The organism is Lysinibacillus mangiferihumi (assembly GCF_003049665.1).
Lineage (GTDB): Bacteria > Bacillota > Bacilli > Bacillales_A > Planococcaceae > Lysinibacillus > Lysinibacillus mangiferihumi.
In genome coordinates this window covers 47,805-60,807 of record NZ_PYWM01000001.1, presented here as the reverse complement: position 1 = coordinate 60,807, position 13,003 = coordinate 47,805, and the positions used below count along the sequence as shown (strand labels likewise).

Annotated in this window: 9 protein-coding genes and 1 other annotated feature; all 9 genes read right to left on the bottom strand. The window is 38.9% G+C overall.

Annotation, left to right across the window (positions count from 1 at the left end; genetic code table 11):
* Positions 1–109: 109 nt before the first annotated feature.
* Positions 110–1,999, bottom strand: coding sequence for a group II intron reverse transcriptase/maturase (ltrA, locus tag C9J37_RS00365; RefSeq protein ID WP_201262113.1), 1,890 nt, complete (start codon positions 1,997–1,999; stop codon positions 110–112).
* Between the two features lie 705 nt (positions 2,000–2,704).
* Entirely contained in the window at positions 2,705–2,995 is a 291-nt protein-coding gene (locus C9J37_RS00360; protein ID WP_107893776.1) for a DHH family phosphoesterase, read from the bottom strand.
* A 190-nt stretch (positions 2,996–3,185) separates the two neighbouring features.
* Positions 3,186–3,980: a tryptophan synthase subunit alpha gene (gene trpA, locus C9J37_RS00355; RefSeq protein ID WP_107893775.1), complete on the bottom strand. Its 795-nt coding sequence runs from the start codon at positions 3,978–3,980 to the stop codon at positions 3,186–3,188.
* Positions 3,977–5,185 carry a tryptophan synthase subunit beta gene (gene trpB / locus C9J37_RS00350; protein ID WP_107893774.1) on the bottom strand — a complete coding sequence of 403 codons (1,209 nt, stop codon included), beginning with the start codon at positions 5,183–5,185 and terminating at the stop codon, positions 3,977–3,979. The genes trpA and trpB overlap by 4 nt, the downstream gene beginning before the upstream one ends.
* Positions 5,185–5,799, bottom strand: a complete 615-nt coding sequence (locus C9J37_RS00345) for a phosphoribosylanthranilate isomerase (RefSeq protein WP_107893773.1) — start codon at positions 5,797–5,799, stop codon at positions 5,185–5,187. Before C9J37_RS00345 ends, trpB begins: the two co-directional genes overlap by 1 nt.
* Complete coding sequence (trpC, locus tag C9J37_RS00340) at positions 5,796–6,587, bottom strand: indole-3-glycerol phosphate synthase TrpC (RefSeq protein ID WP_107893772.1); 792 nt, start codon at positions 6,585–6,587, stop codon at positions 5,796–5,798. Before trpC ends, C9J37_RS00345 begins: the two co-directional genes overlap by 4 nt.
* Positions 6,584–7,615 (bottom strand): anthranilate phosphoribosyltransferase, encoded by a 1,032-nt coding sequence (gene trpD / locus C9J37_RS00335; protein WP_107893771.1) that lies wholly within the window; start codon positions 7,613–7,615, stop codon positions 6,584–6,586. Before trpD ends, trpC begins: the two co-directional genes overlap by 4 nt.
* Complete coding sequence (locus tag C9J37_RS00330; protein WP_107893770.1) at positions 7,615–8,979, bottom strand: chorismate-binding protein; 1,365 nt, start codon at positions 8,977–8,979, stop codon at positions 7,615–7,617. The genes trpD and C9J37_RS00330 overlap by 1 nt, the downstream gene beginning before the upstream one ends.
* A gap of 99 nt (positions 8,980–9,078) precedes the next feature.
* Positions 9,079–9,395, bottom strand: a binding site (T-box leader).
* Between the two features lie 1,189 nt (positions 9,396–10,584).
* A complete protein-coding gene (gene secDF / locus C9J37_RS00320) occupies positions 10,585–12,852 on the bottom strand; it encodes a protein translocase subunit SecDF (protein ID WP_107893768.1) in 2,268 nt (755 codons plus the stop codon).
* Positions 12,853–13,003: the final 151 nt, after the last annotated feature.

Genomic DNA, 13,003 nt, shown 5'->3' with positions numbered 1-13,003 from the left:
CACCGTGCGTGAGATTTTCACCTCACACGGCGTTCCATCGAATAATTTCAGAACTTTGTTAATCTACATAACTTAACAGTATTCACTAAGCGTATGTTTATTTGTCCAATTAAATTGCTAGTTCTTTTAAATTTAATTTTTTGCGTAAATTATTAAGTTTGTTTAGGCTTCCAACATTCGTTATAAGATGTTTATATTTCGAGATTACTTCTTCATCTTTTGCATGAATCAAAATGTGAATTTCTTTATCGACGAGACAGAGGTTTTTATATTCGTCAGTACCACCTTGCAATCGTGGTACTTTATGATGACAGTGAATCGTCATCGGGTTTAGTTCTTGCCCTGTTACATGGCAATTACCTCTTTGAGCACAGTATAATGCGATACGATTGTCGTTATATTCAACACTTCGTTGTGGAACTGGGTGTTCCATTAAGAAACGAAGTATGCCAACATCAATAGTAGAAAGGTTTTTATGAATTTCTTCTCTACCTTCTTTTGTATATGCATTTACTACATTTCGTTTCATCATTGGAATTTTGTGTTTAATGTAGCCAATAGGTAGAAACGGTTCTCGTGATATAAATCTAAGTTGCTTGCTTTTTCCGTATTCTTTTCGAATGAAATCAGAAGTGATAACACCCGTTTTCTTTATTCGCCGTTTCATTCGATGGTCTTTCAAACACGCATTTACTTCATATGCGATGTTTCCCATATCCTCGGCTATCATTGTTGCTATACGGAAATATTGATGAAGTCCTATTACAGTTGAGTTATATCGTGCTATTTTTCTTGCTTGGTCATTTGAGCCACTATCATATCGAATACCTTTAATAATTTCTTTAAGGTTATTCTTCGTACGCTGTACTGCTTTATCACACATATGACTTTTAACTACCCATTTCTGACCTTTTGAAATTAATTTCATTTTGATTCCTAGAAATTCAGAATAGTCCTTTTTAAGATTTACGATTTTTGATTTCTCTTCGCTAATTTCTAAGCCAAGTCTATCTTTTAGCCATTTTTGGACTGCGATAAATAACTTCTTTGCATGATTAGGATTACTACAGAATATTTTAAAATCATCTGCATATCGAACAATGTAACATTCCTTTAATTGGGTTTTCTTTAGATGGTAATATTGATTTCCTTTATCTGTTGAATTCCCTCTATCTTTTCGAATAATTATTTTATCTTTACAAATCGGAGTGTTTTCCCATTGGCTTTCAATCCATCTATCCAATTCATTGAGAACAATATTAGATAGTAAAGGAGAGAGAATTCCTCCTTGTGGTGTACCTTTCTCATTCTCAATAATTTTTCCGTCTGGCATTTTGATTTTGGCTTTAAGCATTTTAGAAATAATCGTGAGTAAGTTTTTATCTTGTATACCTAATGTCCACATTTGCTTTAGTAATTTAGCATGAGAGACATTATCGAAAAATCCTTTAATATCTATATCAATGACATAAGACATTTTAGAATTTTGCATTAACCGATAACTTTGTGCAATTGCATTTTCTACTGAACGGTTTGGTCTAAATCCATGACTTCTACCTGAGAATTTTGCCTCTGCTATAGGTTCAAGAACTTGTAAAATACATTGTTGGACTATTCTATCCCAAATTGCAGGAATTCCTAGTGGTCTTGTTTTACCATTAGGCTTGGGTATTTCAACCCGTCTTACTGCTTTCGGTTTATAATCTCGTAATTTGTTTCTAACATAACGAATAAATTGTTCCTCGCTTAGCTTTGATATATGTTCGATTGTTCGACCATCAACGCCAGCCGTTTTACTGCCTGTATTCTTCTTAATGTTTCGATAAGCTAACTTAATGTTTTCCGTAGAGCTGATCATACCCATTAAGTTTTTAAATTTACTACCATTTTTGCTTTGTTCATATAGCATGTCAAACGAGGTTTGCATACTATAATACTCAGCATTTCTAAGTTTGGACTTTTTAACATGTTGTACGATTCGTGAATTTGCCACAGACATCAACCCCTCTCTCAAGTGGTGATTCTATTAGTCATACTCGAATCTGTGATTTGTTATGCACTTATAAGTCTTTGAAATTTCCGACTAGAGCCTATCCCTCCACCACTTATTATCACGGTTTCAAAGGTACTGTGGCTCCACTCTCACGATAGGTTAATCAGTTTTAATAGGTTGCCCATTTATATACTGAACTGTTTCATAGGTTGGTTAATACCTCCACATCCTTCGCTTTCCACGTTCCGATTTCTCTATCCATTCATTTATCCTTAGGTTTCTCCTATAGTCCTGTATGCTTGAACTTGCCTTTAACAAGCTATGGGCTTTCATAACGCCAGATTCTTACTTACCCACACATACGATGGCACTGCCATCCATTGCATTTCTACAATGTCTACGTCTAGACCCGTACATTCAGAGATTCGTCAGTGCTTATGCAGCACATTCTAACCATAGATATTTTATAGACTCCCGGCATATAGGATACACCATCCACCTCTGGACAGCTTTCGTATTTACTTATAATAAATAAACTTACGGTATCTCTCTGCCGACTTCACCGAGCTTCATACTTTTCTATTTAACCTTAGAGAAAGCATGTCGGAGTATCAGAGTAGGCGTTTCAGGGCGTTACTCCATCATTCCACCTATCAAGAAATCAGTTCTCCTAGGGAAATTATACGACTCCCTAGTGTTTAAGCTTTTCACTTAAAAACGTGTCGCACCCGCGTCATAATCTCCGTACACTAATATTTTCTCGTTTTTTTCAAGCGCTTGTTGAATGCGCGCTACTGCTTCTGCCATACCATGCATTAAAAATGGGTCGTGAATATTTGCTTCTGTCATATTTAATAAGCTTTCTGCATCAGCTGATGTTGTACAGCCTCGTGCTGCTAAAATTTTTGCCGCAATAGCAGAAAGTTGTAAGTCATTTTGTAATGTTTGGACAAGTTGTGCGTCTGGACGCTCGACCTGCCATCTTTTTTTCGATAAAATCATTTTTCTCACTTCCTCACGAAAGCTATTATACCGAAAATCGCGCCTATACGCACTATTCACTAGCTTACTAGTTTTATCCTAATTGCATCAATGTTCTAGGATAACGTTATTTTGCATCCATAATAAAAAGCCTACTCTAAAAAAAGAGTAGACTCGGTGCCAGGCACGCAAACAATTCTCACACAATTTGCTATAATGGCGTTGAGGTCTCAATCGTTCCTTTTGAGGCAGCGACTAATGCTTCGACCTTCGCAACGTTGCCTTTATGCAAAGCCTCTACTATTGTACTACCTACAATGACGCCGTCCCCAAGTGCCCCCATGCTCACAACTTGTTGTGGTGTTGAAATACCAAAGCCAGCTAATACCGGTATGTGACACATCTCTCGCAAACGTTGAAAATGACCTTCTAAATCAGTCGCAAAACTTGCACGTGCTCCCGTAATGCCGTTCACCGTTACAGCATAGACAAAGCCTTGACTAGCCGCTGCAATACGAGCAATTCGCTCTGGTGGACTTGTTAATGATACAAGCTGCACAATATCCACACCATGGGGATTTAACGTTTGACGCAGTATGGCACTTTCTTCAAGTGGTACGTCAGGGACGATTAACCCTTTGACACCCCCTGCCACACAAGCACTAGCAAATTGCTCTAAGCCATAAGCTAAAACAGGGTTAAAATAAGTCATTACGACTAATGGCACAGCAATTTCTTGACGGAATGATGCAAGTGTCTCTAAAACATTGCGCAATGTTACCCCTTCTGCTAATGCGCGCTCACCAGCCTGCTCAATAGTAGGACCGTCTGCAACAGGATCGGTAAAAGGAATTCCAACTTCAATCGCTGTTACCCCCATTTTTTGTAGCGACAAGATTGTGGGCTTTACTGTACTAAGTCCTCCATCCCCCGCCATAATATAGGGCACAAAAGCTTTATTCCCTGCATTTTTTACTTGTTCAATTGCCTGTTGTAAAGTTGTCATGATTGCTCACCTCCAAGTACTGCACGTACCGTATGGACATCCTTATCCCCGCGACCCGATAAACAAACAACAATAATATCATCTGCATCCATTTCTTGTGCAATCTTCGCAGTATAGGCAATGGCGTGAGCACTTTCTAATGCAGGTAATATCCCTTCCGTCCGACTTAGTAATTGTAAACCTTCAAGCGCCTCAGTATCTGTGATCGAATCAAACTTTGCTCGACCAATATCATGCAAATAACAATGTTCAGGCCCCTTACCAGGATAATCAAGCCCAGCCGAAATGGAATGAGCCTCCTGCACAAAACCATTGTCATCTTGCAGTAAATACATATACGCTCCGTGCAGAACGCCTAACTGCCCACCGGCAATAGCTGCTGCATGCTTTCCAGTGTCAATACCACTGCCAGCTGCTTCGACACCATATAATGCGACCGCTTCATCATCTACAAATGGATGGAACATGCCAATTGCATTGCTTCCACCGCCTATACATGCGACTACTGCATCAGGTAAACGCCCTTCTTTTTCCAGTATTTGCGTTCTTGTCTCCACACCAATGATACGTTGGAAATCACGTACAATTTTTGGGAATGGATGTGGACCTAGAGCTGAACCTAAAATATAATGTGTATCTTCAACATTCGTCACCCAGTAACGTAGTGCAGCATTGACAGCATCTTTTAACGTTTTTGACCCTGTCTCTACAGACTCTACCTTTGTGCCAAGTAACTCCATACGGAAAACATTTAATTGCTGTCGTTTAATATCTTCTGCACCCATAAATACGACACATTCCAAATTTAATAAAGCACAAGCAGTCGCTGTCGCTACACCATGTTGCCCTGCACCTGTTTCTGCGACGATTTTCTTTTTTCCCATACGCTTAGCAAGAAGTGCTTGGCCAATCGCATTATTAATCTTATGTGCGCCTGTATGGTTCAAATCTTCACGCTTTAAATAAATTTTGGCACCGCCTAGCTCATTCGTTAAATTTTCAGCAAAGTACAGTGGTGTCTCACGTCCTACATATTCCTTTAAATAATATGCTAGCTCGTTCGTAAATACCTGATCCGCCATCGCTTCATCAAATGCTGCTTGTAATTCAATTAATGCTGTCATTAAAGTTTCCGGGACATACTGCCCACCAAATTTTCCGTAGCGCCCTTCCTTTGTTGGTACGCTATTTGCCAATGAATGCATTATACTCTCCCCCTCTTTACTGCTTGTAGAAATGCTGCTATTTTTGCTGTATCCTTGCTACCCTCTGTTTCGACACCACTTGAAACATCTACCATGAAGGGTGATACGAGTGACAGTGCCTCCTGAATATTGTCTAATTTTAAACCACCAGCTAAAATTAGCTTATGTTGTGGAATACCAGCAGCTTCGAGTAATGTCCAATCAAACGTATGTCCACTACCCCCTTTATAATCTGTGCCAGGTGCATCAAATAAGTAATAGTCCACATCGTAGTTAGTAGCCGCCTGCACATCTTCAGCGCAACGGACAGACAAAGCCTTAATTGATGGATAGCCTTGTTGAATAATAAACGCAGGAGATTCCTCACCATGATACTGTACATAATCCAATGGCACAGTTAATACTGCCGAACGTAATTCTTCAGGCGTTGGATTGACAAAGACACCAATTTTCTTTATTCCATCGGGTACATGTTTGGCCAATTGTTGCGCTTGTTCAATGGTTACTTGACGTTTGCTTGGCGCAAAGACAAAACCGATGGCATCTGCACCTGCCAGCACTGCGGCTTGCACATGCTGGACTTCTTTCAAACCACAAATTTTCACTTTCGTCATAGCGATGCACCTGCTTTATTTACTTGTAATTGTTGAAGTGCTACACCTGCATCGCCACTGCGCATTAATGACTCTCCTACAAGAACAGCACTTGCTCCCATCGCTGCAACCTTTTTGGCATCATCACTATGCCAAATTCCGCTCTCGCTAATAAGCACACGTTGCTCCCCAAATGGAAAAGCCTCTGCAATTTCCCTTGTTCGCTCTAAATCCACTTCAAATGTACGCAAATCTCGGTTATTGACCCCAATTAGTTTTGCCCCAACAGCGAGTGCTCGTTCAAGCTCTTCAATATCGTGCACTTCGACTAATACTTCAAGACCTAAACTTGTGGCGAAGTGATATAAATCTTGTAACATTGCATCGTCAAGTGCTGCAACAATAAGTAAAATGATTGATGCACCAGCAGCCTTCGCAAAGCGAATTTGCACACGGTCAATCATAAAGTCTTTACACAGAAGTGGCGTTTGAACCGCCTTCGCAACGGCTGCTAAATCTTCAAACGAGCCTTGAAAAAACATTTTATCTGTTAAAACCGAAATGGCGGCTGCACCAGCTTGTGCATAAATTTTTGCCTGTTTTACTGGATTAGCGCCCTCTGCAATAAGACCTTTGGATGGAGATGCGCGTTTCATTTCGGCGATGACTTGCAAAGTATCAGCAGACTTTAACGTTGCAAAAAGAGCGTTACGTTTTATCTCGTTGCAATTGGCTAATGGATCTGGCTGTGTAAGCAATACATCTACTTCTATTTTCTTCTGTTCAATTATTTTTGTTAATATATTCATAGCCCAATCTCCACTTCTTTTATTTTTTCACTAAAGGCAACAACTGCCTCTAATTTCTGCAATGCACGGCCGCTGAAAATACTATCTTTTGCCATTTCAACACCTTCTTGAACGGTTTGTGCTGTTCCTTGGCTGAACAAACCTATTGCGGCATTTAACAATACCGTATCGAAATAGGCGCTTTGTTCACCAGCGAGTAATTTACGCATAATAGTTGCATTTTCATCAGCATTGCCACCGCGTATCGCTTCTAGGGGTGCATAGTGTAGCCCGACATCTTCTGCTGTTAAGGCAAATGGAATTAAGTCACCTTTATCTACTAAGATGGCTGTATTTTGACCAGCAAGTGATGCTTCATCTAACCCTTTCGGACCAGAAACGACAATCGCCCGCTCCCGTCCAAGCATTTGTAAAACAGAAGCATATTCCATTACAAAGTTGGGACGATTAATGCCCGTAAATTGCGTTGCTAAAGGGACTGGATTGGTCAGTGGGCCGACAAGATTAAAAATAGTGGGCTTTCCTAAGGCACGTCGTACTTCCCCAATGCGTTTTAATTTCGGATGGACATTTGGAGCATATAAAAAGGCAATTCCTTCTGTCTCTAAAAGTGTCAGTGTTTGTTCAATCGATATATTCGTATGAATACCTAAAGCCTCTAACACATCTGCACTACCTGATGCAGAAGAAATTTTGCGATTCCCGTGCTTTGCCATTTTAACGCCTGCTCCTGCCAAGACAAAGGCTGATGCAGTACTAATATTAAATGTATTTAAGCCGTCTCCACCTGTACCACAGTTATCCATATAAACCCCAGCTTCTGCTGGCACTTGGAGCGCAAACGAACGCATTACATTGGCTAATGCTGCAACTTCATGTGCCGTTTCACCCTTTGCAGATAAGTCTATTAAAAATTGGGCGATAGCATCTTTTGGCGTCTCCTGTTGGAACATCCATTGTGCTGCTTCAATCATTTCCTCATACATTAAATGCTGTCGTTGCTGTACCTTTCGTTGTATGCTGTCCATCATTTAGCCTCACTTTCATTTTCTAAATGTTGTAAAAACAACTGTTGTTCTGCTGTTACTTGTGTCAATACACTGCCGACATTTGAATATTTAGTTACCATAACAGTGGATTGTGTATGCATCCTTTCGTTTTCCACTACAATGGATTTGCCTGTTAATGAAAAATCTAAATGCCCATTAAACCCTATAAATCCAATAGCTCCACCAAAAACACCTGCTGTTTTAGCTGTTTTTTCTGCTGTTTGCTCGTTTGCGATATTAATAGATATGAATGTTGGCATCATAGCAGCCAATACATCTACTGCATGAAGCATCGGTAACCGCTGCCCCTCCAGACGTGATGTCATATGCATTGCTTGCTTTGACCGCTCAATTTTCATCGTTTCAACTAGCTTGATAGAATTAGGGAAACAGACAGTGGCTAGTTTTTGTTGTACAGCCGAAACAAGACTTGCATGTGATTTCTTTACCTCAGCATTTTCATATAGCTGACGTTCATTATCTAAATCTTCTACGTTTGTTGCACCTCGTGCACAAGAGCCTTCCGTTGGCGTCGCAATGACGTGTTCATCTTGTACTCGAACTAAACTTTCAGGTGATGTTCCCAGCACAATATGATCATCGAAAGTGACAAAATACATATACGGCGCAGGCGTTTTTTTACGTAATTGGCGATAGAGCGCCAATGCATCTCCTTGTATATTGGCAATAAAGCGTTTGGACAGGACAACACGTGTATGCTCTTCGCTTAACGTCTTAGTTAACGATGTCACAGTGGATTCAAGTTCTTGATCTGATTGCGTTGTTAGTCCATCATAACTCCATGTAGTATCCTCCCCTTCATTGCCCGTTAACAACTGTTGAGCTAGCTCCTCTAAATTTGGCTCTTTTTTTTCAGCATCAATGTTCGTATGAATGCAAGTCACCTCATCCGTTAGATGGTCAAAAACAATAATGGTTTCATAGACATGGAAATGAACATCTGGTAGCTCTAACATTCCTTGATGATTTAAAACGATGTTCGTTGCATTACTACCAATATAACCAATGGCACCACCTGAAAAAGGAAATTCGGTTGTATTAGAAATACGTGGCATCAAGCGCTTCAACAGTACAAAAAGATCACCTTTATGTGTATACGTTTTTCCTGTTTTATAGGAATATTCCTCTATCTCATCGCCCACGCCTTTATAGGTTTTTCGTGGATTAGCGCCGATAAAAGAATAACGGCCTGCGCCTTCATGCTGTGCTGAACTCTCCAGTAAAAATTTATGGGTGCCTTGCAAGCGTCTAAAAATTAAGATTGGTGTTAATGAATCCCCATTGATTGTTTTCATCTTTGTTCTTGAACTGGTTGTTTGCATATCGACAAAACCCCTTTATTAAATAAATTTGCATATACGAGTTGGGAAAAGCATCAAAACAAAACAAAAAGCCCTCTGCAAAAAGGAAAATTCCTAATTACAGAGGACGATCATGACCGCGTTGCCACCTCATATTAGAGCTAAAAAGCTCTCACTTATGTGCTTCAACCTTTTTATCGTAAATTAAATCAATCGCTGTGGTTTCAGGCGAAGGATTTTCAGGCATGCGCCTAATCAACAGTTGTGTAAGACACAACCGCTATGATGGAAGCACCCCCGATAACGTGGGGAATCCGTTTGCTATTATACATAGCAACTCTCATAAGTCCATTCACATAAGCTACAAATCAGTTTACACCGACCACTGACTCTCTACATTGCACACTTATGCTACTACTCTTATTCAACAATTTCTCAGCTATTCTCGTCTATGCTCTGCTCATCTGTTCTAAGGTCGATCTCGCTCCCGAGACCTTCTACCATATACCGAACGAAAAGTTAGCCTTATTCTATGCCAACCTACAATAATTGTCAACCAATTCTGATAAAAAGATTAAAAAGCAGCTTATTTCTATTCGCATTTGTTAGTAAATTATAAGCTCTATCACTTCAATTTTTATAGGACTTATTGATTTGTGTTACTGCGCTGCTTGCTTCCTTTGGGCACTCCTCCGTTGCGTTTGGTGTCTTACGTGTCATGTTGTTTTGCAAGAGTCGAGCAAATCTTCACTTCAATTCATTTAAACTTTTCCAATCTATTAAGTAGGAGTTGATATTGATCAACAAAATCTCCTGTTTGTAACATTTTACCTTTTTTACAAGCCCTTTTTTGCATAAAGCTTCAGCACGCAGGTAAAATCAACAGAAGCATTTTCAATAATTAAAATAAAACGGACTGTAGACAAACATGAAAACCTTGGAGTTTGTCTACACCCCGAAGCCACCAGTTTTACTAGTCGTCTTGATTATTTTCTTGAAGTTTAACTTTATAATTTTTATATAACAGAGCCATTAACATGAGCACTGCCAATATCAAGAATACTATTAGAAATATGTTTGTAGTTACCTCTATTTCATTATTAATGATTAGAAAACCGGTTGTTAACCCAATCATTATGCCTAAAAATGTCATAAAAAAGTTTGCTTTTATAATAAATTCACCCTCTTTCCGTATATAACAGAAAGGCTATGAGATTTTTTCTAATTTATCCAACATATACTTTTGCTTGAGCGGTTCTGTTAGGATCCCAATAGTATTTCGTTAATTTCATAACTTTCTTAAAATCACCGAGGCACTTTCATTGTTTTAACGAGATAGAACAGACCGACAACAAAAATATAACCCTAAAATATCCAATACAATATTTTTAAACATTTAAACTATTACTGTTGTAGTTAAAAAGAAAGAGCCCACCAGTACAATCAATTAACTTAATAAGATTTTCAGCAATTTTATCGAAAATCCCTCCTATAAAATCACTTTTTGTTTATTTTATTGCCTGTATTATATAATTTTTAAAATTAAGAATGAATGAAAATCAATGTAAAATGCCAAAAAAAAAGAGCCATCTCAACATCAGTTGAGATGGCTCTTTTAAGTATTTATTAAACAGTAGGCTCGTCTGTTCCCCATTGTTTTTTCTCTTTTTTACGCAGTTGACCATCCGATTTTTTCATCTCACGTACTTTTAATGAGTACCAGATTTGGGCTGCGATACAGATAGAAGAATACATACCTGTAATTAAACCGATTAATAATGCGATAGAGAATGTTTCAATAGATGGTGCACCGAAAATAAGAAGTGACACGACTACGATAATGACAGTTAACACCGTATTCACCGAACGTCCCATCGTTTGACGCAACGATTTATTAACAATGTTCGCTAATACTTCACGGTCTTTAATTGTATCATATTGCGCTAAGTTTTCACGCATCCGGTCAAATGTAACAATTGTATCGTTAATGGAGTAACCAACAATTGTCAGTACGGCAGCAATAAACGTAATATCCACTTCTAAGCGCATAAAGCTAAAGACAGCAATAATTAAGAATACGTCATGTAGAAGCGATACAATTGCACCTACACCCATACGCCATTCAAATCGAATGGCTACATAAATGATAATCCCAAGTGCAGCAAGTGATAATGCTTTAATAGCATTTTTCACTAGCTCTTCACCAATAGTTGAAGATACAGTACTTACCCCAGGCTCATGACCATATTTTTCTCCTGCTACCTTTTTGAATTTTAAAATGTCACTTTGTGATAAGTCATCTTTATAGCGAATAACCGCCATGTTCTTTTTCTCACCTGAAAGCACGATATCATCAGATGGGAAACCGATGCTAGTCACATATTTTGAAACTTCTTCTTTCGTTAAAGTTTGATCTGCTTCAATTTGCACGCGCGTACCACTTACGAAGTCAATACCAAGATTTAAGCGGAAAAGGCCAAGAACGATAATTCCCGCAACAAAAATAGCCATAGAGAATGTATAGAATTTTTTGCGGTTGTGTACAAAGTCAAAACGATCAAATTTAGTTGATAAATTTAATGTACTAATTTTTTCATCCAAGCTATGTTGTTTCGATTTTGGGATACCAAACCATGCTGGGTTATTGAAGTAACCACTGTTTACAAGTAACCCTAGTAGTACACGAGAACCCCAAACTGCTGTTAAGAAGCTCAGTAGGATACTAATAATTAATGTTGTTGCAAATCCTTTAACAGAGCTTGTTCCCCAATGAAACAGTACTGCTGCAGCTAATAATGTTGTTAACTGTGCATCGATAATCGCTGATAACGATTGTTTAGAACCAATTTGAAAGGCTTGTTTAGTAGAATAGCCTACTCGAAGCTCTTCTCGAATACGTTCTGCCGCTAGAATATTCGCATCCACGGCCATCCCTATTCCGAGCACGATCGCTGCAATACCTGGCAATGTCAATACGGCATTAATCCAATCGAACACAAGAAGAACTAAGAATGTAAAAATAGCAAGTGTAATAATTGAGATAAAGCCCGGTAAACGGTAGTAGAATAGCATAAATAGGAAAATAACGATTACGCCCACAATACCTGCAAACACTGTACTTTTCAATGCTTGGTCACCAAATTGTGCGCCCACTGATGTAGAATAAATCTCAACAAGCTTCACAGGAAGTGCCCCTGCATTTAAAATGTCTGCTAAATTTTTTGTTTCTTCAACTGTAAAATTACCGCTAATCATAACATCAGTTGTATTTAATGTTTGACTAACTGTTGCTGCAGATGCATAGCGAGGCTTTGCTTTTTGCGATTCCGCTTTATAAGAATCGACACCCTCTTCAAAGTCTAGCCATACAACAAGTAAATTTTGACCTTGTGGTTTGGCCGCAATTTTACTTGTAATATCAGCAAATTTTTTCGCATCTTTTAACGTTAGCGAAACAATTGGACGGTTTTGTTGGTCAAAGGAATCCGTCGCACCATCAGCCTTTAAATCATCACCATCTAGTAGTAAATTATCATCCACATCACGGAATGTTAAATTCGCAGAAGTAGATAGCATTTTACGAGCAGATTCTTGGTCTTCAACCCCCGCTAATTGCACACGAATACGGTTTTTGTCTTCAACCTGAATGCTTGGTTCACTTACGCCAAGCTCGTTGACACGTCTATTAAGTGCAGTTGACGTTGCGGTTACAACTTCCGGTGTAATTTTTTGTCCTTCTTTTAATTCTTTGACCTCATAAAGTACCTCAAACCCGCCTTGTAAATCAAGACCAAGCTTAATGTCCTTTAAGATGCCTTGTGCAGTCGTACCCATGGTAGAAAAAAACAGCACCATAAGTAGCACGAATGCAACAATTCGACTTCTTAATTTCATCTATAAATCCTCCTCGAATTGGTGCAAGGGCATCCCTTACACTGCAAACAAGTATACTAGCAATACCTTTTGAAGCGTGTATTCCTCCTTTTCCTTTAGAATTATGTAGCTCGTGCTTCAAAAGGTTTGCTTTACTTATTTCAATCGTTCA

Bases quoted from the DNA above. Each gene is read 5' to 3' on its own strand.
- ltrA (WP_201262113.1), bottom strand. From the start codon at position 1,999: ATGTCTGTGGCAAATTCACGAATCGTACAACATGTTAAAAAGTCCAAA.
- C9J37_RS00360 (WP_107893776.1), bottom strand. From the start codon at position 2,995: ATGATTTTATCGAAAAAAAGATGGCAGGTCGAGCGTCCAGACGCACAA.
- trpA (WP_107893775.1), bottom strand. From the start codon at position 3,980: ATGACAACTTTACAACAGGCAATTGAACAAGTAAAAAATGCAGGGAAT.
- trpB (WP_107893774.1), bottom strand. From the start codon at position 5,185: ATGCATTCATTGGCAAATAGCGTACCAACAAAGGAAGGGCGCTACGGA.
- C9J37_RS00345 (WP_107893773.1), bottom strand. From the start codon at position 5,799: ATGACGAAAGTGAAAATTTGTGGTTTGAAAGAAGTCCAGCATGTGCAA.
- trpC (WP_107893772.1), bottom strand. From the start codon at position 6,587: ATGAATATATTAACAAAAATAATTGAACAGAAGAAAATAGAAGTAGAT.
- trpD (WP_107893771.1), bottom strand. From the start codon at position 7,615: ATGGACAGCATACAACGAAAGGTACAGCAACGACAGCATTTAATGTAT.
- C9J37_RS00330 (WP_107893770.1), bottom strand. From the start codon at position 8,979: ATGCAAACAACCAGTTCAAGAACAAAGATGAAAACAATCAATGGGGAT.
- secDF (WP_107893768.1), bottom strand. From the start codon at position 12,852: ATGAAATTAAGAAGTCGAATTGTTGCATTCGTGCTACTTATGGTGCTG.